Source organism: Rhodococcus artemisiae, assembly GCF_036327795.1.
Lineage (GTDB): Bacteria > Actinomycetota > Actinomycetes > Mycobacteriales > Mycobacteriaceae > Rhodococcus > Rhodococcus artemisiae.
Genome location: NZ_JAUTXY010000004.1, coordinates 448,303 through 473,085, shown reverse-complemented (window position 1 = coordinate 473,085; position 24,783 = coordinate 448,303). Strand labels below are relative to the sequence as shown.

The window sequence follows — 24,783 nt, the reverse complement described above, 5'->3', positions numbered from 1 at the left end:
GTTCCTTCAGTTCGACGTGGCATAGCGGTTGGCAGGGAGGGCCAGGCCCAGGCGTTCGCGCAGCGTTCCCGGCGTCGGCGCCGCGGTGGGGCGCAGGGCGGGCAATACGTCGTCGACCAGTCGTTTCGCGGTGGACGCGAGCGCGAGCGGCCGGAAGGTGACGCCGTCGACGCCCTGCAGACCTGCAATCAGCTCGCCGAGACCCTCCGCTGCACCGCGGTAGAACACCGTGTCCGGCGTGTATGTCTGTCCGGTCCATCCGTCGAGCGTTGCGAGAGCTGCCGCTGCGGCGTCCTCGTCGGCGGCGAGGAGAACATCCAGATCGAGCAGTACCCGGATCGGACGACTGCCTACCGCCTCGCGGAGGCGTGCGGTCAGCGCGGCGGCTTCCTCAGCTGTCTTCGCGCGAATACGCACGAGATCGGCTCGCGCCACGGCGAATTCGAAGGACTCCTCGCTGTCGACGGTCGCGGCCACGAGTGGTTGCCCCTGCGGCGACCGCGGGGTGATGGACGGGCCCTTGACGGAAAAGTACTCGCCTGTGAAGTCGATGTAATGCAGCTTGTCGCGGTCGATGAAACGGCCGGTGGCCACGTCGCGGATCTCGGCGTCGTCCTCCCAGCTGTCCCACAGCCGAGCCGCGACCTCGGCGGCCTCGTGCGCCTCCGCCCACAGCGAGGCGGTGTCCTGCTGTGTCTCCTTGCGACCGAACAATTTCGTCGCATCGTAGTTCTCGGTGACAGCGACCTCCCATCCCGCTCGGCCCGCGGTGGTGTGATCGATCGTCTGGATCGCCTTGGCAAGATGGAACGGTTCGGTGTGGGTGACGGTCGCGGTGGGAACGAGACCGATCCGCGAAGTGGCGGCACTCAGCCGTGCTGCGATACCGACCGCTTCGAGTCTGCCACGTACTGCGCCTCCCGTCGACGCGATACCGAAGTCGTCCGGAATGAAAGCGAGTTCGACGCCTGCGCGGTCGGCGCTTCCGACGAGGTCGACCCAGTAACGGGCGGCGAAGAGGTCTTCGGCACGAGAGTCGTCGCGGCGCCAGGAACTCGGATGAGCACCGGTGCCCGCGAACTCGATGGCCAACAAGAACTGTGAACTATCGGACATGCCGAACCTTCCCGGGGATAGCATCGAGCAGCACTCGGGTGTACTCGTGCTGTGGGTTGTCGAAAATCTCTGTGGTGGCGCCGAATTCCACGACCTCACCCGAGCGCATCACCGCGACAGTGTCGCTGATCTGCCGGACCACCGCCAGGTCGTGCGAAATGAACAGGTAACTGAGCCCGAGCTCGTTCTGCAGGTCGGTGAGCAGATCGAGGATCTGCGCTTGGACGGACACATCGAGCGCCGAAACGGGCTCGTCGAGCACCAGCAACTCTGGGTGCAGAGCGATGGCACGCGCGATCGCCACTCGCTGTCGTTGTCCACCGGACAGTTCTGCCGGTGTGCGATCGAGATGCGCGCTCGACAGGGCGACCTGGTCGAGGAGTTCGGCGACGCGCGTCGCCCGCTCGGACTTCGACCCGATGCCGAACGCACCGAGCGGTTCGGCGACGATGTCGCGGATCGTCAGTTTCGGGTTGAGCGAGGCGTACGGATTCTGGTGCACGATCTGCACCCGCCTGCGCAGTGCCCGCAGGTTCCGTCCCCGAAGCGCGGTGATGTCGTTGCCGTCGAACCGGATCCGACCCGAGGTGGGGGTCTCGAGCCGTATCGCTATGCGCGCGACGGTGGACTTGCCCGACCCCGATTCACCGACCAACGACACCGTACGCCCCCGCGGAACCTCGAAGGAGACGGTCCGCACCGCGTCGAGCGAGTTCCGTCGATCGATTCGGAAGGTCTTCGACACATCGGTCACGGTGAGCAGCGGCTCAGCCGGCACACGGTCGGGCCGTACGGTATCCGTGAGGCTCGGGGCCGCTGCGAGCAGCGCCCACGTGTACTCGTGTCGCGGGTTGTCGAGCACGTCCAGCGCGGGACCGGACTCCACCACCTGACCGTTCTGCATGACGACGATGCGGTCGGCGCGGTCCGCCGCCACACCCAGATCGTGAGTGATGAGCAGCACCGCCGTGCCGGTCTCGGCGATGCGTGCTTCGAGGTGATCGAGGATGCGTCGCTGCACGGTGACGTCGAGTGCACTAGTCGGTTCGTCGGCGATGACCAGGTCGGGGCCGCAGGCCAGGGCAATCCCGATGAGTACCCGCTGACGCTGGCCCCCGGACAGGGCCTGGGGGTACTGCTTCGCTCGCAATTCCGGGTTGTCGAGTCCGGCTTCCTCGAGGATGCGCAGCGCCTCGAGTTTCGCGGTCCGGCGGTCCGCGAGCCCGTGGATACGCAATGTCTCCGCAATCTGGTCGCCGATCCGGATCACCGGGTTGAGCGATGTCGTCGGATCCTGCGGGACCAAGCCGATTCGCGCGCCTCGTACCTTCTCGAATGCGCGTTCCGGCAGTGTGTCGAGGCGCTGACCGTCGAACGTGACGGTGCCGCCCACCACGCGTCCACTACCGGAGAGCAGACCGATGATGGCGTGTGCGGTCGTCGACTTGCCCGAACCGGACTCTCCGACCACTGCGACGACTTCCCCGCGCGCGACCGTGAATCCGACACCGTCGACTGCCACGACCGGATCGTCGTCGCTGCCATAGGTGACGCGCAGATCGTCGACTTCGAGAAGCGGTGCGGTCTGTGTGCTCATCGGCCACTCCGATCGTCGACGGCATGACCGATGCGGTGTGCAGCGAGAACGACGGCGACGATGACGAGACCGGGCAAGGTCGTCATCCACCACGCGGTGGCCAGATAGTTACGGCCCTCGGAGATCAGCGAGCCCCATTCGGGGGTGGGTGGGACTGCACCGAACCCGAGGAAGCTCAGGGACGACACGGCCAGGACCGCCATCCCGAATTCCACCGCTGCCAGCGCGATCACCGGAGCGTACGCGTTGCGCAGCACATGGCGGATCAGCACGGTGTGCCAGCGGACACCGGAGGCGAAAGCCGCTTCGACGTACAAGGCGTGACGCACACGCAGCACCTCCGAACGCATGACGCGGGCGAAGTTCGCGACAAGCCCGATCCCCACGGCGATCGCGACATTGAGAGTGCCGAAGCCGAGAGCCGTGACCAAGGCGAGGGAAAGCAGCAAAGCGGGGATGGACAGCAGCACATCGACGATCCGCATGAGGACCGCGTCGACGAGTCCGCCGGCCGCACCGGAGAGCAGGCCGATGAGCGAGCCGATCACGATGGCGATGCCCACTGCAACCAGTGTCGCGGTCAACGACAGTGCCGCGCCGTGCACAACTCGGGTGTAGACGTCTCGGCCGATGTTGTCGGTGCCGAACCAATGCGCGAGACTCGGCCCCTGAAGTTTGTCGGCGGGCACGCCCTGCAGGGGGTCGCCGGACGCGAAGAACGACGGGAACACCGCGAACCCGATAGCGATCAGCAGCACGGCGGCGGAGATCACCACGACCCAGTTGCGCCGCGCGGTTCTCACCACGCTGCGGAGGGCGGCCGGTTTCGCGGATGTCGCTACCCGAACCGGGGAGCCTACTCGAACCGGCTCTCGAATCAGAGTGTCAGACATGAGTGCTCACCTTCGGGTCCTTGTCGATCGTCGAGTCCGGATCCGGCCCGCTCCGTACCGATTCGCCGCTTCCCGAACGAGCGTCGGTGCCACCCCGTGCAGCGACGATCCGCGGATCGATCAGTGGGTAGAACAGGTCCACAACGAGGTTGACGATCACGAACACCACCGAACCGAACACCACGATCCCCAGCACCACCGGAATGTCCTGGGCCATCACGGACATCTGGGTCAGGCGCCCGAGGCCCGCACGGGAGAACACCGTCTCCACGACAACCGACCCTGCGATCAGATTGCCGACGATCACGCCGGCGATCGTGAAGGCCGGGATGCTGGACAGCCGCAGAGCGTGTCGCGTCTGGACGCGCCACCTCGATGCCCCCTTCGCTCTGGCAGCCTCGATGTACGGCTGACGCGCCGTGGTCTGCAGGCTCACCGCAAGCACCTGTGCGATGACTGCACCGGTGGGCAGCGCAAGTGTGATCGCAGGAAGCAGCAGGTGCTCGATGCCACCTTCACCGAACGCCGGGAACAGCTTCGCACGGAACGAGAACAACTGGAGCAGAATAAGTCCCACCCAGAAGGTGGGCACAGCGACACCCAATGGAGGCAGCGAGAACAAGACGTTCCGCAACCAGCCGACACGCGTGTAGGTGGCGAGGAAGGCAACGACGGTACCGAATGTCACCGCCAGTACCAGTGCGAACGACGCGAGGGCAAGGGTGCTCGGCAACGCGTCGGCGATAGCCTCCGTCACCGGTCTGCCGGTGGAGATCGAGATTCCGAAATCACCCCGGACCGCACTGCTCAGCGCATTCCAGTACTGAACCCACACCGGCTGATCCAGGCCGTAACGAGCCTGCAGCTGCTCGATTGCGGCAGCGTCGACCGGTGTTCCGTTGTCGGAACCGGCCACCATGCTCACCGGATCGGACGGCAGAAGGAAGAGCACGCCGAACGAAACGGTGAATGCAGCCCACAGCACGCCGACGGCCTGGAGGAAGCGGGAAGCGAGGTAGCCCACCATGACTACTCGCTGAGCCAGGTGTCGAAGAACTGCAGGCGTGCCGACGCTTCGAACTTCAAGTCTTGCACCTTCGGTCCGGCACCGATCGCCTGCGACAACTCGACCGTCGGAATGAACAGGGCGTTGTCGATCACGAGTTGCTGAGCCTCCTCGATGTAGCCGTTACGTGCCGCCGGGTCGGTCGTGGTGAGCTGTACGGTGAGAACGTCGTCGAGTTCCGGGATCGGACCGCGCTGATTGAGGTTCCGGCCCTCGGTGCCGAACGCTGTGCGCAGAATGTCGCCATCGGCGCGTGTGCTGTTGTAGTACGTCGTGTCGTAGTCTCCGGTGTTCTGGCGGGCGGTGGTCTCGGGCGTAGACACCAGATCGAGTTGCAGGTCGACACCCACCTCCCGCAGTTGCTGCTGGACGAGTTCGAGAATCGCCTGGTTCCCGGCGAACACCGAACTGAACAGCACCGAGAAGCTCAACCTCTCCCCCTCCTTGACGCGGATACCATCCTCGCCCGGAACCCATCCGGCGTCGTCGAGGATCTTCGCCGCCGCATCGGGGTCGTAGGTGACCTCGTCCAGCGCGACGTACCCCGGTGTCACTGAGGCGAGGGCACTCGTCGCGGGCTCGAAGTCGGGGCCGAGAACCGTGTCGACGAGTTCGGTCCGGTTGATCGCAGGGATCAGTGCACTACGGACGGCGGGATCGGAGAGTACGCCGCGGCTCACGTTGGGCTGGAAACCGAACGGGAGGCCAGGATTCGGCGTCGTCAGAATGCGGCCACCGACACCTTCGATCTGCGGAGCATCCTGCGGAAGGGCATCGGAGACCGCGTCGAGCTGATCGGACGCAAGAGAACCTGTGCGAACACCGGATTCGGGAACGATGGTGAATTCGATCCGGTCGAGGTAGGCCTCACCGTCGTGCGCGAAGACGTCCGATCCCCAGGCATATCCGGCGCGCTTGACGAGCGTTGCCGACCTGTCCTGCTGGTAGTCCTCATACGTGAAAGGTCCTGTGCCGGACAGCTCGCCTGCGCACCGTTCCTCAGCGCTCTTCGCGACGTCCTCGGCGGAGAGGAACCCTAGTTGATGAGTCGAGGTGGCCTGGAGGAACGGCGCGTTGGGCGCCGAGAAATCGACCCTGGCCGTGTGCTCGTCGATCACGGTGGTACCGGTGTAACCGGTGAGGTACCCGGTGGCCTGCGGAGCCTTGACACCGCCGAGAGTGGCCACGATGGAATCGAAGTTGCTCTGCACCGATTCTGCGGTGAAAGGTGTTCCATCGCTGAAGGTCACCCCGTCCTTCAAGTGGAAGGTGAATTGTGTGGCGTCCTCGTTCACATCCCAGCTCTCGGCGAGCCACGGCGTGATCTCGCCGGTCTCGGGGTCTTGATCTGTGAGCGAGTCGACAACCTGACGAGCGACATAGATGGTCTGGTTGCTGCCTGCCTGCGCGGGATCGGCGCACGTGGGGGCCTGCGACAGGCCGTACCTGAGCGTGCCCCCGGCCTGCGGGGTACCACCACCCTGCGTGGCGGCCGACTCTGATCCGCACGCGGACAACCCGACGACCAGCGTCGCAGCGACACCCACTGCCGGAATCACACGACGGGATGCATGAATGAACGAGAAGGACACCTGAACTCCGTTGTCTCTACACAACAGCGATCTCTGCGAGGCAGCGATCACCACATGACAGCGGCGACATCGAACCGGAGCGATGTCGCCGGATGAGGGTTGGACGGGTCGACCGTCAACAGATGTCGGCACTGTGCCGGCACAGGTCGATATGCAGGCACGACCACGTCACCACGACATCTTCGTGTGTCATGAACAGTCCTCCATCGTTCCCGGCGGTAGCACCCTCACCCGATGCAGGGGGTTGCTGCGACGTCGTCGAGCCAGGTCTCTCGGTCGCTCTGGATGGTCGTCACCGACGCTAGTCATTTCTTCGGCCGCAGCGAACCGTTCGCCTCACCACGATTCGAATTATTTCGTGCTACGCCGGGGGCCACTATCGTCACCGAATCCGCGACTATGCTTCCCTACCCCGCGAGGCCGTTTCATGACCGTTCGAACCGAGCCCACACTCGACACCGCCACCTCGGCCCAGATCCTGTTCGAACCCCTCACACTGCGCGAGGTGACCTTCGGTAACCGCATCTGGCTGTCGCCGATGTGCCAGTACTCCGCAGTCGAGGGAGTGCCCGGCGACTGGCACCTCGCGCACCTCGGTGCGCGCGCAGCGGGCGGGTTCGGTGCGGTGGTCGCCGAGGCCACCGCCGTCACACCGGACGGGCGCATCAGTCCGCAGGACACCGGGCTGTGGAACGAGGAACACACTCGCGCGTGGTCTCGCATCGTCGAGTTCGTTCACGAACGCGGCACCCGCGCCGGCATCCAACTCACTCACGCGGGACGCAAAGCGTCGATCCACCGCCCCTGGGACGCCGAGCAGGGCAGCATCCCTCCGTCCGAGGGCGGCTGGGCCGGCGTCGGACCCGATTCGTCGGCGTTCCCAGGACTCGCGGAGCCGCACGAACTGACGTCCGGGGAGATCGGTGACATCGTCGGCGCATTCGGTGACTCCGCCCACCGGGCCGACCGCGCCGGATTCGATCTGCTCGAACTCCAGGCCGCGCACGGCTTCCTCATCCACTCCTTCCTGTCGCCCTTGGGCAACACCCGCACCGACTCCTACGGAGGTTCTTTCGAGGGACGGGCCCGCCTACTCGTCGAGATCGTCGACGCCGTGCGAAGGCAGTGGCCGCAGCACAAGCCGCTGTCGGTCCGGTTCTCGGCGACAGATTGGCTCGACGGGGGTCTCACGCCGGACGACATCGTCGCAATCTCCGATCTTCTCGCCCCACGCGGCGTCGACCTGATCGACGTGTCCAGCGGTGGCCTGCTACCCGCAGCAATTCCGCTCGAATCCGGTTATCAGGTCCCGCTGGCACGCGAGGTTCGCAGCGGCACCGACCTCGCAGTCGGTGCAGTCGGTCTGATCGACGACTCCCGGCACGCCGCGCAGATCCTGGAGGACGGAAGCGCCGACGTGATCTTCCTCGGTCGCGCAGCACTCCGGGATCCGAACTGGCCGCTGCGCGCCGCGAAGGACCTGGGACTCGAGGCTCGCGAGCGTCTGTGGCAGCACCAGAGCGTGCGTGGCGACTGGACTGAAGTCACAGAGTCATGAGCTCGACGCTGCTCGACGCCGCCCGTCCGCGACGGCCAGCACAAGCGAGAGGGCGATCATCACCCCGCACACGATCAGCCCCGCAGTGGCCGCGCCGGCGAAGTCCGCCGGGTCGGTGGAGAGCGCGGACAGGTACAACCCTGACACGGCCGCGATGGTCACGGTCGCCGACAACCTCTGCGACAACTGCAGGAAACCGGCGGCGACACCGTGCCCACCGGGCGGCGACGACTCCAGTGTGAGCACCCGATTGGGGGCGTCGACCATTCCACCCGTGAGTCCGGACACGACGGCAAGTGCCACGAACACCGCAATCGGTGCGGCAAGCTGGGCCGCACCGATGTAGCCACCGATCACGGCGAGCTCGACGAGGACAGCGACAGCGACAGCACCGCGACCGACTCGAGCCACGATCCGCCAGCCTCCGGAGGAAGCAACAGCCATCGCGAGCGAACCGGCGGACATCACCACCGCCGCGTACAGCGCGGGATACCCGAGGCCTTCTATGAGGTACAGGCCGACCACGGCATTCAGTGAGACGACGGCACCGAACCAGAACATTGCGACGAGAGTTCCGAGGAGGTAGCCGCCGGAGCGCGTCAGCGCGGGAATCAACACTGGATTGCCGAAACGGGTCGCGAATCGTTTCTCCCACCAGAAGAATCCTGCGATCGCAAGGCCCGCACCTACGATCGAGGAGCCGACCACCTGCGGAGGGACGTCGGCGACCACGGGAAACATGAGCAGTGCCGTGATCACCGCGAGGAGGAACAACCCACCGATGTCGATACCGGTGCGCGTGCCGGATTCCCGGTGGTCGGGCTCGAGGTAACGCACCGTCAGCAACAGGGTGAGCACCGCGAACGGGACGTTGAGCAAGAGCAGCAACCGCCATCCCACCGCGTCCGGCGCGATCGACAAGATCACCCCACCGGTGAGTGGTCCGCACAACCCTGCCAATCCACCCGCCGTGCTGTAGGCGGCGAGCGCCTTTGCCCTGTCGGACCCCGTGAAACGCTCGGCGATGATTCCGAGCACCTGGGCGGAGATCATCCCTGCACCGAGCCCCTGCCCGAATCTCGCGACGATGACCGTCCACGGACCCGGTGCCACAGCGCTGCAGACGCCCATCGTGGCAAACAGCAACATCCCCGCCAGAAGTAGCCGGCGACGCCCGTAGACGTCGCCGAGCCTTCCTGCGGGCACCAGGGCGAGTCCGAAGGTCAGCGAGTATGCAGCGAAGATCCACTGCACCTCGGCGCCCTCGGCATCCAACGCCGACCGCAAGGCGGGGAGACCGATGTTCAGGACCGACGAGTCGAGGAGCGTCGTGAATCCTGCTGCCGCGCAGACCACGACCTCGGGTGCGCGGCGACGGGCCGGGGCCCGGCGCAGGGCAAGGGTCACCTGCCCTACCGGACGGTCACGGGGTCTGCAGGGACCGGCAGGCCGAGATTGTCTCGCAGTGTGGTCCCCGTGTACTCGCTGCGCAGGACGCCGCGGTCCTGCAGGAGCGGGACCACCTGGTCGACGAATTCGTCGAGTCCCCAGGGCACCAGATGCGAGCCGATGATGAATCCGTCCGAGCCGTTGTTCTGCACGAACGTGTCGATCTTCTCGGCGACCTGTGCCGCGGTTCCGATGATCGGACCCCGCTCGAACTGATCGGCGACGGTTTCGCGCAGTGTCAGCTTCTTCTGCTCCGACACGACACGGAGTTTTGTGGCGGTCTCGAAGCGGTCCTGGTGGATGAACGCGCGGCCCTGGATGATCGGCGGCGCGTCCGGGTCGGGGTCGATGTCCGGGACCGGTCCATCCGGGTCGTACGCCGACAGATCCCGATTCCAGATCTGCTCGAGCAGGATGAGCGCGGTCTGTCCGGTCACCTGCTGGTCTCGAATCTCCAGGTACTTCTCGCGCGCGTCCGCCTCGCTGTCACCGAGGACGAAACTTGCGGACGGCAGGATCTTCAGGTCGTCCGGGCTGCGGCCCGCGGCGACGGCTCGTGCCTTGAGGTCCCGGTAGTACTCGGCTGCTTCGGGAAGTGTGCCGTACGGCGAGAAGATCGCGTCGGCGTTCGCCGCCGCGAAATCCCGTCCCTGCGGAGATACGCCCGCCTGCAGGAGTACCGGACGCCCCTGCGGACTGCGCGGGACCGTGAACCGGCCACGGATTGCGAATTGGCTACCGTCGAACTCGAAGGAGCCCGCGTCCGGCCTGCGAAGGAAGCGACCGGAATCCTTGTCTGCGACGATGTCGTCCGTATCCCACGAATCCCACAGCAGGCGAGCAGCTTCGACGTTTTCCTCGGCGCGCACATACCGTTGCGAGTGCGGCAGGAATCCGCCGCGACGGAAGTTGCGACCGGTGAACTCGTCGAATGACGTGACGACGTTCCATGCTGCGCGGCCGCCCGAGAGCTGGTCGAGGGACGCGAATTCGCGAGCGAGTTCGTACGGCTCGTTGAAGGTGGCGTTGATGGTCCCTGCGAGGCCGAGGTGCTCGGTGACCGCGGCCAACGATGCGAGCACAGTGAACGTGTCGGGTCGGCCGATGATGTCCTGGTCGAAGATCTGTCCCGCACGTTCGCGCAATGCGAGACCCTCGGCGAGAAAGAAGAAGTCGAACCTGCCTCGTTCTGCGGTGCGAGCGGTGTGTTCGAAGGAGTCGAACTCGATCTGGCTGCCGGCGTTCGGGTGCCACCATGCGGTGTGGTGGTTGACGCCGCCGAGATAGGCGCCGAGGATGACCTGCTTCTTTGCTGTACTCATCGTCTGGTGTCCTTGTCTGCTGGGTTCGGAGTTCAGGCCGCGGGAGTACCGGTGGCGTAGCGGTTCGGGACATCGGTGGCCAGACCCAGCAGACCGCGCAGCGACGTGTCGGGATATTCGGTGCGGAACAGTCCGCGCCGCTGCAGCTCCGGAACCAACGCCTCGGTGATCGACCGCAGGTCGTCCACCGCGACGCCCGGACGGAGCCGGAACCCGTCGAAGCCCTCCTGCTGCCACGCCTCCAGTCGGTCGGCGAGTTCGGCTGCGCTGCCTGTGAACACCGTCGCGTCGGACACGAGTTCGCGTCCCGCCGCATCGTCGAGTCGGCGCAGCCGGTCTGCGCCGAGCTCGCCGTCCGTGTCGAGGAACACCAGCACGTCGGCGTACACCCGCAGCCGCTCCCCCTCGCGCTCGACACGGTCCGCGGCCGACGCGACGTCCGCCAGAACCCGGGAACCGTTCGTCTCGGTCGGGGTGACGAAGACCAGATCCGCCCCGCGTGCGGCCAATTCGTATGCGAAGTCGCGGTGCGCGAGTGCGGTGACCACCGGCTGCCCCTGCGGCGGACGCGGGGTGATCGACGGCCCACGCACGCTGAAGAAACGTCCTTCGAAGTCGACGTAGTGCAGTTTGTCGCGGTCGATGAACCGGCGGGTCTCCACATCGCGGATATCCGCGCCGTCCTCCCAGCTGTCCCACAGCCGGCGCACCACCTCGACCACGTCGGCGGCCTCATCGAACAGATCGCGGACGAACGTGGGCGGCTCACTGTTCGCCGATGCCTCCCGGCCCGTCTTGTTCAGTCCGGGAATCGTACGGCGCCCGAAGTGGGATGCTTCCTGCTGCGACGGCGACACCTTGACCTGCCATCCGGCACGACCACGTGAGGTGTAGTCGAGCGTCGCGAGTGCCTTCGAGACGTTGAACGGTTCGGTGTGTGTGGTGGTGATCGTCGGGATCAGCCCGAGATGTTGTGTCTGCGGTGCGATGCGGGCGGCAACCAGGTGGGCGTCGAGTCGCGCCCGCACCACGTCCGTTGCGTCCGGGTCCTCGGCGACATACGGATCGGTGGGCGCCGCGAGAGTGTCCTCTATGGTGAGGAAGTCCAGCAGACCCCGCTCCGCGGCCGCAGCGAGCCCGGTCCAGTAGGCGCCCGAGAACAGCTCCTGCGGAAGAGAATTCGGCTCCCTCCAGGAGGCCGGATGCCAGCCGGCTCCGTCGAGCGCGACGCCGAGGTGGAAGGGATGGGACTGGGACATCGGGTGAACTCCTGTGGTCGGTGGGGAAAGGTGACCTATACCGCGAGTGTTCGGTCTCGGATCTCGCGGCGCGCGACGTTCGTGGACAGCCCGAGGTTCTCGCGCAGGGTGATGCCCGCGTACTCGCTCGGATAGACGTCGCGGTCCTGTAGTTCCGGGATGAGCCGGTCGACGATCTCGTCGAGACCGTCGGGAAATGCCGTGGGTGTCAGGTTGAGTCCGTCGATCGCTCCGGCTCGGACGTACTCGGCGAGCCGGTCGGCCACGCCCGCCGGTGTCCCGACGAAGCCCGCACTCGGAGCGAGATGGCGCACTAGTGTGCGCACCGTGAATCCGCGTTCCTGGGAGAGTTCACGCCACTGCTGCGCGATCGCCTGGGGCCGGTCGCGGCTGTTCATCACGCCGTGACTGCGGCTCTGCTTGACGATCGTCGGTGGTGCGTCCGGGAGTGGTCCGTCGAGGTCCAGGTCGGACAGGTCGCGGCCCCAGACCTTCTCGATCACCGCGCGCGTACGCCGGTCGGTCCACACCTGGTCGCGGAACCACTCGTGGCGGTCGCGGGCATCGGCGTCCGTGTCGCCGAGAACGATGGAGGTGGCGGGGAAGATCCTCAGATCGTCCGCGGGGCGCCCCGCCGCAACCAGCCTCCTGCCGAGGTCGTCTGCGAAATCGAGGGCGGCACCGAATTCCAGGTAGCGGGAGAAGATTCCCTCGGCGTAGCGGGCGGCGAAGTCGCGGCCCTGGTCCGACTCGCCGGCCTGGAAGAAGACGGGTTGGCCCTGCGGACTCCGTGGCCACTCGGGTTGCGCGGTGATCCGGTAGTAGGTGTCGGCCCACTCGAATGCGTCGAGCGGCGTGATCGGCGCCGAGTCCGGCCACGCGTCCCACAGGGCCTGCACGATGTCGACGTGCTCGGCGGCATGGGTGTAGCGGTCGGTGTGCGGAAGATAGCCGCCCTTACGGAAGTTGGCTCCGGTCCAGGCACTGTCGGTGGTGACGATGTTCCAACCGGCGCGTCCGCCGGACAGGACGTCGATCGTCCCGATTCGTCGAGCGAGATCGTACGGTTCGAAGTAGGTGGTATTCAAGGTCGCCACGAGACCGATGTGCTCGGTGCGTGCCGCGAGGTGCGCGAACAGCACGAGTGCGTCGGGGCGGCCCGTGATCGCGTCGGTGTTCAGCATGCCGAGGTGTTCGCGCAGTCGCAGGCTCTCTCCGTAGAAGACGGCGCTGAACAGTCCCCGTTCCGCACTGCGAACCAGTGCGGTGAGAGCATCGAAGTCGTAGTAGATGTCGGTGCGCGACTGCTGCGACCACACGTAATCGGGAGCGAACGGGAAGAAGAGGTTGAAATGCAGGCGTCGGCCGCGCTGCTGGTTTTCACTGGTCATGTCGCGCTCCGATCAGGAAACTTTCGTGGCCGCTCTGCGCGAACACGCTGACAGGTCGGGTCAGGCCGAGTGTCCGACGCAGCGAGGAGTCCGGATGGGGTACGACGAGGCGCCGCTTCCGGCGGAGTTCGGGCAGCACTGTGTGTTCGAGGAGGAACAGGTCCGTCGCGAGCACCGCGGGATGCAGTCGCACTCCGTCGACTCGACCGATGAGGTCTTCGAGCAACCCGATCAACCCGTCTGTGGATCCGACGTACCGCAGGCGGTCGCCGAGTGGCCACGGAGTGCGCCCATCGAGTTCGGCGAGCCGTTGCGTTGCGCTGCCGTGTTCGGAGTCGAGCACGACCTCCACCTCGGCGAACACCCGATGTTCACGTCCCTCGCTTGCGAGGTGCGCGGCATCGGCACGGGCGCCTGTCTCGAGTGCGGTCGGCGCATCGACGAGGTGCACGTCGGCGAGATGCGGGGAGACGGTCCCGAACGGCGCGAACACGACGAGTTGGCCCTGCGGAGGTCGCGGTGTGATCGACGGTCCTTTGACAGCGAACAACCCCCCGCCGATGTCGGCGTAGTGCAGTCGCTGCGGGTCGAGGAAGTGCCCGGTCGCGGCATCTGCGATGGCCACGCCGTCCTCCCAGGTGTCCCAGAGCCGACGTACGGCGGCGATCACCTCGTCGGCCTCGCGGTGGAGCGCGTCCGGATCGGTCACCTGGACGGAGCCGTATGCGTGTGCTCGAACAGGACTGTCGGTGGCCTCTGCGATCCAGCCGGCGCGACCGTACGACGCAAAATCGGCGCTGGCGAGCTGATTCGCCAGGTGAAACGGTTCGGCGTGGATCGCGCCCACTGCGGGGACCAATCCGATCGCGTCGGTCGCGGCGGCGGCGAATGCCACGACCTCCACCGGATCGAGCCTGCCTCGGATCGTCGGATGCTCGCCGCGTGTCGCGGGGTCGGCGAACGTCGCGAGCGCGAATCCGGCGCGTTCGACGCGTCGAACGAGATCGATGATCGACGGGCCGTCGCTCGGAGCGAGGTCACCGAAGTACCAGGACGCGGGATGCGCACCGGTGCCGTCGAGCTCGACCGCGAGCGCAAGTGATGTGGATGTGACTGGCAAGGTACTCACCACTTCGAGGATGGCTCCGGTGGCACCGCGTACTCGCGATGCCACCGGGCGGGAGGAAAGCCTCTGGATCGTTCTACTCAGACTAGAAATCGGATCGGGGAGGGAACACCCTTCCTCTCACCGTGATTCGAACCGAGTCGAGATTCGAACCGGGTCAGCGCACCGAGACGGATTCGCGGTGCGGGGTTGCCCTGCGCAGCTCCGGAGCGACCTCGGCCTGGAACAACTCGAGGCTCGCGCGCTGCTCCGCGGATGTGAGCCCACCCCTGTCGGCCGTCACGTGCATGACCTCGTGTCCGAGACGCTCGTGGTAACGCAGCACCTTGTCGATCACCTGCTGCGGACTACCGATGAGCGCGGAGCTCCGCTCGACGAAATCCTCGACGGTCTCGAACACGACGGGCAGTCCCGACTCGCGCGCGAACTGCAGCCGCTGCTCGAACAGCGGGCGGAACCGCTCGACGGCCTCCTGCGACGTCGGCGCGACGTACAGTCCGGCGGTCCCGGCACCGACGCGAGCATCCGCGGGATCGTGCCCGTACGCCGTCCACCTCTCACTGTAGTACTCGATCAGATCGGCGTAGGGCTCGATGGGGTTCGTGACATTCGCCGAGAACACCGGATCCCCGTACTGTGCAGCCAGATCTACGGATTCCCGGCTGGTTGCGCTGCCGTGCCAGATCGTCAGCCGCGACTGCAGCGGACGCGGCACGGTCACCGCATCCGTCAGCGGCGGCCGGAACCGCGTGTCCCAGGTGACCTTTTCACTGCCCCACAGCGCCCGGAACAGTTCGTATCCTTCACGATTGCGGTCCCACTGGTCGTCGGGGGTGACGTGGAACAGGTCTGCCTGAGCTGTGCCGTTTCCCTTCCCGATCATCAACTGCAGTCGACCACCCGAGAGGTTGTCCAGTGTGGAGTAGTCCTCGAATGCTCGCACCGGATCGAGCAGGCTCAGCGTCGTCACACCGGTCCACAGCTCGAGTGTGCTGGTACGAGCCGCGATGTTGCTCAGCACGACCGGAGGTGACGACGAGAGGAACGGATGCTCGTGCCGCTCACCGACCGCGAATCCTTCGAAGCCGAGTTGCTCGGCCAGTACTGCGGTGTCCACCACCTCGAGGAGCCGTTCGGAGGGCGTGAGTAGTTCGCCTGTCGCAGGGTCCGGCTGGTGGGTGATCAAGCTCAGGAGCAGGAATCTCATGCGGACTCCACCTTTCGGGTCAGGTGCTTCTCGAACGGGTGCGGGCCGATCTCCTCGGCGGGGCGACTCGGGTCGAACAACGCCGTGTAACCGGTCGACAGATAGAGGCCGACGGCCTCCGGTTGACGCCACCCCGTCGTGAGATAGATGCGGGAGTATCCACGCACCACGGCTTCGGCTTCGAGTTCTGCGAGGACGATGCGTCCGAGTCCGCGGCGACGGTGCCCGCGGGAGGTCCAGATTCGCTTGAGCTCGGCCGTGGTCTGGTCGTACCGACGGAAGGCACCGCCCGCGACCGGCTCGCCGTCTTCGATGACGACGAGCAACGCGCCGTCCGGTGGTGCGAACTCCTCTGCTGGATACGTGGTCAGGGACTCGACCTGTTCCTCGAGCGGCCGCTCGTAGCGAGTGCTGTATTCCACCGCCAGTTCTTCCAGCAGCGGCGCCGCCAGCGGATCGTCCTGTGCAACCGCCCGGATCTGCAGTCGTCGGGTCTCGCTCATCGGACCACCGCTTCCTCTCGGGTTCCGAATCGGAACAGTTCCGGTGCGACGGCAGTGCCGTCGGCCGGTCCTGCAACGAGTTCGCCGACTGCGGGTGCGAACTTGGCGCGCACCACGTCGCGGTCGGTGACGACTTCGATTCCGTCGGGGACGGGACGCAGTCCGCGCACTGCGACACCGAAGCGGACGTCGGCGCCGGCGAGGGCTGCGGCGTGCTGCAATGCGACGACGGATCGGTCGGCGTGGAGTCGTCCTGCATTGCGGTGATGCACGACCGCGGTATCGAATCGGACACCGGGCCAGCGTTTTCCGGCGTCGGACGGATCGAGGAGCTCGTGATCGATCCCGACGGCCCCGAGCGCACGCGTTGCTGTTGGCCGCCGGACAACTGCCTGGGGTAGTCGTGGATCTTGTCTCCCACACCGACGCGTTCGAGCAGTTCGCGGGCTTCGGCTTCGACCACGGCGCGTCTGCGTTTCTGCGCGGAGAGCGGTGCTTCGATGACATTCTCGAGTGCGGTGAGGTGGGGAAAGAGATTGAAGTTCTGGAATACGAACCCGATCCGGGACCGTTGCCGGAGGACGTCGCGGGTGCGCAGTTCATGCAACTTGTCGCCGCGACGGCGGTAGCCGACGAGCTCCCCGTCGATGCGGATGGTGCCGCGGTCGACCTTCTCGAGGTGATTGAGGGTGCGCAGCAGCGTGGACTTCCCGGACCCTGACGGGCCGAGGATCACCATCACCTCACCCTTGCGGACCTGCAGATCCACGCCCGCGAGCACCTCGAGCGACCCGAAGGATTTATGGACGCCTCGCACGTCGACGGCGTATTCGCTCTGCTGTTCGGTGGCGGTCATCGGGTTGCTCCTCGGGGTGCACCGACACCGGTGTCTCGGATCTCGCGGTACTGTGCGACCGCTTTCTGCCACGGGGTGAGAGGCAAGGCGCGGGCCGAGCCGCGCGCGTAGTGCCGCTCGATGTAGTACTGCACGATGGACAGCACCGTGGTGAGGACGATGTACCAGACGGTCGCGACCATGAGCAGCGGCACGACCCTGCCGTTGCGGCCGAAAATAACCTGTACCTGGTAGAACAGCTCGGCGATCGCCATCGTCGACACGATCGATGTGCCCTTGAACAGGCTGATGACCTCGTTGGCTGCGTTCGGCAGGATCGAGCGCATCGCTTGCGGCAGCACGATCCGGAAGAACTGGCGCAGCCGCGGGATGCCGAGTGCGTTGGCCGCTTCGATCTGCCCGTGGTCGACGGAGATGATGCCGGCACGAATGATCTCCGCCGAGTACGCAGCCTGGTGGAGTGCAAGGCCTATCACGGCGGCTGTGAAACCCGAGATCACTCCCGAGACCTGGAATTCGAAGAATCCGGGTCCGAACGGGATTCCGACAGACAGGGTTTGGTAGAGGTACGCGATGTTGAACCAGAAGAGCAGCTGGACGATCAGTGGGATGGACCGGAACGCCCAGATGTAGGTCCACGAAATGACCTGCAGTACTGGATTGTTCGACAATCTGCTGGCCGCCAGGAGCACACCGAGCGCGAATCCGACGACGGTCCCCCACAGGGTGAGCTTGATCGTCATCCACAGGGCCGAGAGGACCGACCCCGCGGTGAAGTACTGAGCGAAGGTCGGCCAGTCCCAGCCGGGGTTGGTCGCGAGACCGTGAATGAACTGTGCAACGACGATCAGAACCGCGGCGCTGGTCACCCATCTCCATGGGTGCCGGGTGCGGGCCACCGACAAGTCTGCGTCGTCTATGCGTTCCGGGGCCGAGTCGGTGGTACGGATATCGGTCGGCGCGCTCACGCCGACCTCCTGCGAACAGGAGACATCGAAACATGCCTTTCACGGGAGACAAGGAGACGGTATTCCGCAACCGGTTTCGGTGGCGGCACTTCGCAACAGCGTTGTCGGTGTCGTTCAGCAACAGCGTGATGATGCGCCGCGGCACAGATCGATGTGCCTGCGGCGCCACGAAGCGCGTTCGATACTGCTAGTCATCTCCGACCTCCATCGGTCCCGGCGGTAGCACCCGCACCCGAAAGCGGGGGGTTGCTGCGACGTCATTGAGCCAGGTCTCTCGGTCGCTCTGGATGGCGCCTCGAACTGTAAGGCCATTCGGACATGTGGTCAATAGTTGAGCCTGTTGAAGTCGACTGAATTATGTTGGTACACAATTAGAATCACTCTGATCTGAATTCTCCGCTGGCCGGAGGACTCCACCGCGCCGCCGAGCTGGAACCGAGACCACCACCGCCAATATCGATTGTATGTTCGAGTGAGTCTTGCAAATCGAATGCTAGTTCGATAGAATCTGATCATGGGTGGGGAACTCTGGAAACTCGACAACAAGCAACTCATGGCCGAGACACTCGCCGTGTCCGCCGAAATCCACACCATGCAGGTGCAACGAGTGGATCTGATGATCGCGATGTACGAACGCGACACCGTCGAAGACCACGGCTACCGCAGCCCCGCACACTGGCTCGCCGCCGCAACGAACCTCGAACTCGGCGAATGCCACCGCATCGAATCCCTGGCTCGTCTACTGCGACTGGAACCGGAAGTACGTGAGGCATACAGCTCCGGGCTGGTGGCTGCGGACAAAGCCCGCCAGATCGCCTACTTCTGCCAGCACTACCCCCGCACCATGAACCCCTGCGACTTCGAGAAAGCCCGCACCATCCTCATCGACCACGCCAGCGAGAAGGTCGCCACCAAAACCACCGTCCGAGCCCTGATCCGCCGACTCGAGCACCTCTACGGCACCGACGACGGACCACCACCCGGTGAAGACACCACCCGCAACGAACTGTTCGTCTCCACCACTCTGCACGGGCGAGTGGCGATCAAAGGAGAATTCGACGCCGTCACCGGCGCACGCCTGCGGCATCTGCTCTCACCGCTGTCGGCACCGAGACCCGAAACGAACGGCATCAAAGACGACCGGCCGGCCTCGCGGCGCACCGCCGACGCCTTCGAGCAACTTCTGCAGTGCATCGAAGCCGCCGGTCTCGTGCCCGTCGAAGGCGGTGTGAAACCGCACGTGACGGTCACCGCGTCGATCACGGATCTGACGAAGAACACCGCCGTGAGAGAACTCTTCGCGCACTCCCCGGAACAGGGATACGCGACCGAACCCTGGGCCGGACCACTGTCGATCGACACCGCACGGATGCTCGCGTGCGACTGCCAGGTCACCCGGCTCCTGCTCGACGAACACGGCGTCCCGCTGGCGCACGGGCGGACGCACCGTTCCGCGACGACGGCGCAACGGCGAGCGTTGACTGTCCGCGACGGCGGATGCGCCTTCCCAGGGTGCAGTACCCCGCCGGCCTGGGCGGATGCCCACCACATTCACCACTGGGTCGACGGCGGTGATACCGACCTCGACAACCTGGTGATGCTCTGCGGACATCACCACCGGTTGATGCACCACACCGAGTGGGAAGTCGAGATGACCGAAGCGCGTCGGCCGCAGTTCGTTCCACCTGCGAGTGTGGATCTGTTCCGGAAGCCGATTCCGGGGAACAGGCCGGATCTGGTCGTCTAGCTACACAACAGAACACAAAGACAGCCACCGTCACCAGTGCGCACCCGCGCCCTGGGGCCGGTGGCTGTGTGCGTCCGCCTACTTGGCGGCGGTGTTGAGTGAGCGCGTGGCCTCGGCCATCACACGAACGGCTTCGTTCCGCGTCAGCGTCGAGAAATACTGCTCCGACTGCTGCAGCTGCTCCCCCACAAGACACGTCGGCCCTTTGTCGAGATTCTCGAGAGCGCGCGCCACGGTGTCCTCGGGGCTCGTCGCGCCTGGAACCGGCGTGTCGAGGCTCTCGATCTGCCCCATTTCGAGCATCAGCCGACGCAATGCCGGGGTATCCGTTCGGCTGAGCACCAGCGACAACACGTCCACACCTTCAGGATTGAATTCGGCCCATAGGCTCTCACCCATCACGAGGTCGAAAGCCTTCGATGCGGAGTAGGCCGCCATGTTCGAACAGCCACGCAGACCTGATCCGGACGTCACGAGGATGATGCCACCCCTGCCTCGCTCGACCATGGCCGCTCCGAAGTGATGCGCCAACGCCATAGAGGTGACGCAATTGCGCTGAACCATCGCGAGTGCGGACTCGACGGAACGTGAGAGGAACGGGGCGGGTGAGGAATCAGCTCCGGCGCCGTACAGCACGATTCCGATCTCGAGCCCGGCCGTCCCCTCGACGATGTGCGCGACCGCGTCGGATTCGGAGAGGTCGACCGCGAGCACCTTGGTCTTCACTCCGTGGCGCTCGCGGATAGTCTCGGCGAGAACGTCGAGGTTCCGCTTACGTCGCGAGAGCAGGACGACATCGACTCCGCGTTCGGCGAGGGCGTGAGCGAATGCCTCTCCGACACCTTCCGACGCCCCGACCACCAGTCCCCACGATCCGTAACGCCTCGCGAATTCGCCATCGGTCGAAGCCATCGGGTCCCCTTGCGTCCAATCCGGAAATGCAGTTCTTATGTACAAGAATGACATTTCTGAAGGTCCGGCACAACAGTCTTTTCGAGCGCACAGAAAAGCCCCTCACCTGTTCGAACAGGTGAGGGGCTCTGGCGGAAGCGGAGGGATTTGAACTCTCCCAGACTCTCTGGTCAGCGAGCGCAAAACGCCTCTACCTGCAAATTCACTACTACCGGGATCACACCCAATCGCACCGAATCGACAGCAGGTGTGCCCAAAATGTGCCCACCGCGTGAACCTCGTGCCGTCACGTGAGGTTGGACGGCAGCCCCTCCGCTCCAAGCAGTGACATTGCGGACTCTGCACATCCCCAATCGCTGAGCGACCCAGTCCTATTCGTGGTTGTAGAGCTGGTTGAATTCGGGCTCAATCCATAAGATGTGAAAGACATCTTTCACCCGCACTCCGGCCATAGGCAATTTTCCGCAATACCGGAACGTCATGAATTTGTCCGAGTCCTCGAACCGTTGAGGGACCGATGGATGAATTGATCGGCGGTGAATGTGCTCGTACCCCACCCCATGCCGAGGTGCTCTGCCAAGATCGCTCCACGTCAGCCCACACAGCTTCTGAAGCGTGCCGGCGAAGGCTTTGACGCGATCTTGATCTAAGGCGGCCACATCGAAGTCAGTTACCAGGTGTCGGAGGCAAAACTTGGGGGATTCGTTGTCATGATTGACCGGTTCAGTCGGTTTCGATGCAACGCCACCCTTCGGTGCTGCAGGCCGATTACCACGATTCTTCCCCACTGGCCACTCTAAACGGTGATGGACTCGAAGAACGACGTCATCGAAGCGAGGCCGATCTCTGAATCTCGGCTATCCCCTTGCCCCCAGGCTGCAATCCAGGGGCCTTCATCGTGAGACATGTTTCGGAGGCGAGCTGCAGTAAACCCGCCATAGGAATTCCACACTTGGCCGAGGTAGTCCGCCGTCTCCGAGTCCACGTCATCCCAAGAGAACGCGTCTTCGTCGCGCAGCTCAAGCGGTGCCGCACCGAAGCGCTTAAACTGCCGATAGACGGACGGAACGACGGGGCCGTGTGACCAAGCCTGAATCTCGTCATCGAATAACGGGCGCCCGTATCGGGCCAAGTGGTGCCCCTGGGCGTAGTACAGCAGCTTCTGGAGCTTCATATTGGTGAGGGCGTCTTCGTCGTCCGCCCACGCCACGAACCACTTCGCAATCGTGCTTGCACTGTAAGTATCTGCCACTGTTCCCACCCCGCTCCCACTTGTAAGCATCTGTCAACACCATTCTCTACCCGTAGAGCCTGACCGTAGCGGCAATCTACGACATCGTGTACATCGGCCTTGCACTTGGGGCCGTTACCAGCAGCGATGATGGTGGCATCCCTTGCCAGTCCACATACCCCTCCCCCCTCAAGAATTCTCGGGGCTGCCGACAGTCGCTCGGCACTGGCGGGCGGGGGCACTGCCTAGACTCCTCCGCATGAACGACGACCTCAACGAATTTGCGACGCGGATCGGCTACACCGTCAACCAGAAGGATGGAGTCTGGCTGATCTCGCGCGGGCGTCCAGGATCGCAGAAGCTTGTGGAGTCCTTCCTGGACTCAGAATCGGTGAGGGAGTGGCTGGAGGAACGGGCACGCTCTGCGGTCTGGAATCTCGATATGGAGGATCCGGCGGTAACCGTGCGCAACCCGAATGGATCCGGGGTGGCGATCACAGTCGAGATCACGGACGCGGAGAATCCGGATGCTGGTGCAGTGATGGTTGACGGTGGGGTGGGCAGCGACTTTCCAAGCGGGGAAATCTCCAGCTTCTTCGTTCGGACGGAGGAACCGCCGGCCATCGGGTTCTGGTATCGGTAGCAGATTGAGAGCAGAACGCCCCGGCCTCGTGGTGAGGTCCGGGGTGTTCCGTGTTCGGCGCTGGTCGGGTCATCGATGCGAGGAGGTCCGGACCTCTGACGAGGACGAACAGGCGCACCTCTCCGGCCATGCATTCCCGGTCCCGGGCTGACACGTCCGGGTGGGTGAGTTTGACGCCGACGTCTATGTGGTCAGCTGAACCAGGCCGGCAGGGACGGTTCAGCCGGTGCAGCGGGCCGGGTCGGAGCGAGCGCGGTGATCGTGTTGATCGTGGCGACCGGGTGCTGACGCATCCGATTGAGCCAACTCCCACGTCGGGAAGCTGAGATCCTGCCACTGTCGACAGCGTTCGCGACGATGCGCCGGTACTTCTGCTCCTGCTCCGCCGTGGGCTTCCGTGTGGTCATCACACGCCGCCCAACCCGGTCAGTTTCTTGATCGCCGGAGGATTCGTGATCGCGACCGCGGGGACAGCGAAGCTCTGGACCCAGGTGATGCGGCGGGCCTCGTCGCGCCACGTCGTCGTGTTCAGCGGCTTCTCGTACGCCATAATCCCGCCCTTGCCCTTCTCGACGGCATACCCGGTGCCGGGAGCCAGTCGAGGACTGGTGAACACCGACAGCCCATTGGAAGCGAGCACCGCGGCCAGGTCCTCCCCGTAGGCGACCTTGAGCGCACGGTGTTCCTGAGGGTGCAGCACCAGCAGGTCGTACGTGACGCCGAGCTCGTCCATGTCGGCGGCCAGCTGCGCGGACGCCCAGTCGGAGGCCGGACGCTCGTTGTTCGGGGTCAGCTCCTCGGGCACGCCCGTGGTGATCACAGCGCCCCAGTCGTGACCGGGGACCACGCCGTTACCGGTGATCGCGGCCTCGACAGCGTCGATCACCCGCTGATTAATTTTCCGGACGATGGTGTTCGCCAACTGCGTGACGTTGTCGTCGAACTCGGAGACATTGTTTCGTTCCCGGGCCTCGTCGGTGACCCAGAACTTGCCGCCCCAATCCTCAGCCTCCGCGAGTTTCGGGGCGGGACGCTCACCCTGCACGACGGGGTATTCGGCGCCCGGTGAACGCTCTTCGACGTCACGGGTCGTGTAGAAGTTCTCGGCGCTCGCCTGGGTGTAGAGCAGTGCACCGCCTTCGACCTTCTGCCCGGTCGCGGACAGGAACTTGTCGATGACCAACTGGTCTGAGGTCAGCGCAGCGATGCGCTGAGTGATCAGGGTCGGGGCGTTCAGTGCGGCGTCGACGGTGAGCTGTCGGCCGGTCAGTTTCGGGATCAGGGGGTAGCTCATGATTCGTGCTCCTTCGGTGAGGTGGTCAGGTCAGCGCGTTCGATCCACCAGCGGCCAGCGACGCGGCGCCCGGGGAGTGTGTGGCGGCGGAGTCGTTGCCGGATGGCGTTCTCGGTGCATCCGAGGATCCGGGCCGCATCCGAGGTGCTGATCGGGTCGAGGAGGATCGGCGCATGCTCGGACGGTATCGACGAATCCTGTTGCGGCAGTGCCGCACTACCGTGCACGGCAGGATCGGAGAAACGTTCGAGGTGCTCGGCGAGCGCGACCAAACGGCGCGGCAGCGGCGGCATCTGCGCGCGGGTCAGGAGTTGGCCGGCGACGCGGATCACTTCCGCGACCTCGGCGGCCGGGCGGGGTCCGAGCAGCACCCGGTCGCCGAGGTCGAACAGTTCGGGGATGTCGTTCACTGCGGGTCCTGGTCGGGGTCGAACCAGGCATCGGAGCCGGGTGGGGTGGCGAGCCGGTCGAGGTCGCGGGCCGGGCGCCCATCACGGCCGTACGGCACCGAACGTCGGTACTCGTCACGGTCGTCCGGGTCGGCGAGCGTCGCGGCCACGTCGAGGCCGGCCAACTCGTCTGCGAACGCGGTCACGGAGTCGTCGGCCGGTTCGGGTTCAGTGGTGTCGTGGGTCATGGTGCGATCCTTCGTGTGGAGAGGGTTCCGAGAGCCGGTTTTCGGCGTCATCGGTGCAGCGTGTGGATGGTTTTTGCCCGTAGAAAAATCCGGTCCGTAAAAAAAGCCTGACTAGGCCGAAGGGAAGTCAGGGACCCCTCCCCCCTCCAGAATTTTCGGGGTGGGGGTCTGTCAGTGGGTGCGGTGGTCGGGGCAGCGCTGGCTGCGGTGCTTGGTGAGCTGCGGGCACTTGGCTTCGAGGCAGCGGCGGGGTGCTCGCTTGCTGCGGGCCCGGACGGTGGGTGCGTAGTTGATCCTCATCGGGTGGTCTCCTCGGTCGTATCAATGAGCGCGTCAGCGAGACGTCGAGCCTCGACGACGCTGAGGGCGTAGCTGTGGCCCGCGATGGTGAGCTGGATCGGTCGTCGTTCTCGTGG

Annotated in this window: 24 protein-coding genes, 1 pseudogene and 2 riboswitches; of the genes and pseudogenes, 3 read left to right on the top strand and 22 right to left on the bottom strand. The window is 65.1% G+C overall.

Annotated elements, in window-relative coordinates:
* Positions 1-6 precede the first annotated feature (6 nt).
* From Q7514_RS12260 to Q7514_RS12240, 5 genes are read right to left on the bottom strand one after another with little or no spacing between them, the layout of a single operon-like run.
* On the bottom strand, positions 7-1,116 hold the full coding sequence (locus Q7514_RS12260; RefSeq protein WP_330133511.1) for an LLM class flavin-dependent oxidoreductase: 1,110 nt from the start codon (positions 1,114-1,116) through the stop codon (positions 7-9).
* The gene (locus Q7514_RS12255) at positions 1,106-2,713 is read right to left on the bottom strand and encodes an ABC transporter ATP-binding protein (RefSeq protein ID WP_330133510.1); all 1,608 of its coding nucleotides are present in this window, start codon (positions 2,711-2,713) and stop codon (positions 1,106-1,108) included. Before Q7514_RS12255 ends, Q7514_RS12260 begins: the two co-directional genes overlap by 11 nt.
* Positions 2,710-3,606 (bottom strand): ABC transporter permease, encoded by an 897-nt coding sequence (locus Q7514_RS12250; protein ID WP_330133509.1) that lies wholly within the window; start codon positions 3,604-3,606, stop codon positions 2,710-2,712. Before Q7514_RS12250 ends, Q7514_RS12255 begins: the two co-directional genes overlap by 4 nt.
* Entirely contained in the window at positions 3,599-4,633 is a 1,035-nt protein-coding gene (locus Q7514_RS12245) for an ABC transporter permease (RefSeq protein ID WP_330133508.1), read from the bottom strand. The genes Q7514_RS12250 and Q7514_RS12245 overlap by 8 nt, the downstream gene beginning before the upstream one ends.
* 2 nt (positions 4,634-4,635) lie before the next feature.
* Positions 4,636-6,264 carry an ABC transporter substrate-binding protein gene (locus tag Q7514_RS12240; protein ID WP_408016072.1) on the bottom strand — a complete coding sequence of 543 codons (1,629 nt, stop codon included), beginning with the start codon at positions 6,262-6,264 and terminating at the stop codon, positions 4,636-4,638.
* A gap of 200 nt (positions 6,265-6,464) precedes the next feature.
* A riboswitch (SAM riboswitch) is annotated at positions 6,465-6,556 on the bottom strand.
* 135 nt (positions 6,557-6,691) lie between these two features.
* On the opposite strand from Q7514_RS12240, the gene Q7514_RS12235 reads away from it, so the two are divergent.
* A complete protein-coding gene (locus tag Q7514_RS12235) occupies positions 6,692-7,822 on the top strand; it encodes an NADH:flavin oxidoreductase/NADH oxidase (protein ID WP_330133507.1) in 1,131 nt (376 codons plus the stop codon).
* Here Q7514_RS12235 and Q7514_RS12230 read toward each other — a convergent pair.
* From Q7514_RS12230 to Q7514_RS12185, 10 genes and pseudogenes are all read right to left on the bottom strand, one after another.
* Complete coding sequence (locus Q7514_RS12230) at positions 7,817-9,229, bottom strand: MFS transporter (protein ID WP_330133506.1); 1,413 nt, start codon at positions 9,227-9,229, stop codon at positions 7,817-7,819. The two genes, Q7514_RS12235 and Q7514_RS12230, sit on opposite strands and share 6 nt — an antisense overlap.
* A gap of 5 nt (positions 9,230-9,234) precedes the next feature.
* Positions 9,235-10,593 (bottom strand): NtaA/DmoA family FMN-dependent monooxygenase, encoded by a 1,359-nt coding sequence (locus Q7514_RS12225; RefSeq protein WP_330133505.1) that lies wholly within the window; start codon positions 10,591-10,593, stop codon positions 9,235-9,237.
* Between the two features lie 32 nt (positions 10,594-10,625).
* Complete coding sequence (locus Q7514_RS12220) at positions 10,626-11,852, bottom strand: LLM class flavin-dependent oxidoreductase (protein WP_330133504.1); 1,227 nt, start codon at positions 11,850-11,852, stop codon at positions 10,626-10,628.
* Positions 11,853-11,887: 35 nt separating this feature from the next.
* Positions 11,888-13,243, bottom strand: a complete 1,356-nt coding sequence (locus Q7514_RS12215) for an NtaA/DmoA family FMN-dependent monooxygenase (RefSeq protein ID WP_330133503.1) — start codon at positions 13,241-13,243, stop codon at positions 11,888-11,890.
* Complete coding sequence (locus Q7514_RS12210; protein ID WP_330133502.1) at positions 13,233-14,372, bottom strand: LLM class flavin-dependent oxidoreductase; 1,140 nt, start codon at positions 14,370-14,372, stop codon at positions 13,233-13,235. The genes Q7514_RS12215 and Q7514_RS12210 overlap by 11 nt, the downstream gene beginning before the upstream one ends.
* A gap of 154 nt (positions 14,373-14,526) precedes the next feature.
* Positions 14,527-15,576: an LLM class flavin-dependent oxidoreductase gene (locus Q7514_RS12205; RefSeq protein ID WP_330133570.1), complete on the bottom strand. Its 1,050-nt coding sequence runs from the start codon at positions 15,574-15,576 to the stop codon at positions 14,527-14,529.
* Positions 15,573-16,079: a GNAT family N-acetyltransferase gene (locus Q7514_RS12200; RefSeq protein WP_330133500.1), complete on the bottom strand. Its 507-nt coding sequence runs from the start codon at positions 16,077-16,079 to the stop codon at positions 15,573-15,575. The genes Q7514_RS12205 and Q7514_RS12200 overlap by 4 nt, the downstream gene beginning before the upstream one ends.
* Entirely contained in the window at positions 16,076-16,423 is a 348-nt protein-coding gene (locus Q7514_RS12195) for an FAD-dependent oxidoreductase (RefSeq protein WP_330133569.1), read from the bottom strand. Before Q7514_RS12195 ends, Q7514_RS12200 begins: the two co-directional genes overlap by 4 nt.
* 17 nt (positions 16,424-16,440) lie before the next feature.
* Positions 16,441-16,935: pseudogene (locus tag Q7514_RS12190) on the bottom strand (amino acid ABC transporter ATP-binding protein); the annotation flags it as partial.
* The gene (locus Q7514_RS12185; protein ID WP_330133499.1) at positions 16,932-17,903 is read right to left on the bottom strand and encodes an amino acid ABC transporter permease; all 972 of its coding nucleotides are present in this window, start codon (positions 17,901-17,903) and stop codon (positions 16,932-16,934) included. The pseudogene Q7514_RS12190 and the gene Q7514_RS12185, both read right to left, overlap by 4 nt.
* Positions 17,904-18,104: 201 nt before the next feature.
* A riboswitch (SAM riboswitch) is annotated at positions 18,105-18,197 on the bottom strand.
* 220 nt (positions 18,198-18,417) lie between these two features.
* On the opposite strand from Q7514_RS12185, the gene Q7514_RS12180 reads away from it, so the two are divergent.
* Positions 18,418-19,650 carry an HNH endonuclease signature motif containing protein gene (locus tag Q7514_RS12180; RefSeq protein WP_330133498.1) on the top strand — a complete coding sequence of 411 codons (1,233 nt, stop codon included), beginning with the start codon at positions 18,418-18,420 and terminating at the stop codon, positions 19,648-19,650.
* Positions 19,651-19,728: 78 nt separating this feature from the next.
* On the opposite strand, the gene Q7514_RS12175 is transcribed toward Q7514_RS12180, so the two are convergent.
* Entirely contained in the window at positions 19,729-20,562 is an 834-nt protein-coding gene (locus Q7514_RS12175) for an SDR family NAD(P)-dependent oxidoreductase (RefSeq protein ID WP_330133497.1), read from the bottom strand.
* Positions 20,563-21,358: 796 nt separating this feature from the next.
* The gene (locus tag Q7514_RS12170; RefSeq protein WP_330133496.1) at positions 21,359-21,814 is read right to left on the bottom strand and encodes a Panacea domain-containing protein; all 456 of its coding nucleotides are present in this window, start codon (positions 21,812-21,814) and stop codon (positions 21,359-21,361) included.
* A 238-nt stretch (positions 21,815-22,052) separates the two neighbouring features.
* Here Q7514_RS12170 and Q7514_RS12165 point away from each other — a divergent pair, with 238 nt between their 5' ends.
* Entirely contained in the window at positions 22,053-22,436 is a 384-nt protein-coding gene (locus tag Q7514_RS12165) for a hypothetical protein (RefSeq protein WP_330133495.1), read from the top strand.
* 191 nt (positions 22,437-22,627) lie between these two features.
* On the opposite strand, the gene Q7514_RS12160 is transcribed toward Q7514_RS12165, so the two are convergent.
* From Q7514_RS12160 to Q7514_RS12140, 5 genes are all read right to left on the bottom strand, one after another.
* A complete protein-coding gene (locus Q7514_RS12160; protein WP_330133494.1) occupies positions 22,628-22,843 on the bottom strand; it encodes a hypothetical protein in 216 nt (71 codons plus the stop codon).
* Complete coding sequence (locus Q7514_RS12155) at positions 22,843-23,730, bottom strand: major capsid protein (RefSeq protein ID WP_330133493.1); 888 nt, start codon at positions 23,728-23,730, stop codon at positions 22,843-22,845. Before Q7514_RS12155 ends, Q7514_RS12160 begins: the two co-directional genes overlap by 1 nt.
* Positions 23,727-24,140: a helix-turn-helix domain-containing protein gene (locus Q7514_RS12150; RefSeq protein WP_330133492.1), complete on the bottom strand. Its 414-nt coding sequence runs from the start codon at positions 24,138-24,140 to the stop codon at positions 23,727-23,729. The genes Q7514_RS12155 and Q7514_RS12150 overlap by 4 nt, the downstream gene beginning before the upstream one ends.
* Positions 24,137-24,367, bottom strand: a complete 231-nt coding sequence (locus tag Q7514_RS12145; protein ID WP_330133491.1) for a hypothetical protein — start codon at positions 24,365-24,367, stop codon at positions 24,137-24,139. The genes Q7514_RS12150 and Q7514_RS12145 overlap by 4 nt, the downstream gene beginning before the upstream one ends.
* 171 nt (positions 24,368-24,538) lie before the next feature.
* Entirely contained in the window at positions 24,539-24,667 is a 129-nt protein-coding gene (locus Q7514_RS12140) for a hypothetical protein (RefSeq protein WP_330133490.1), read from the bottom strand.
* Positions 24,668-24,783 lie beyond the last annotated feature (116 nt).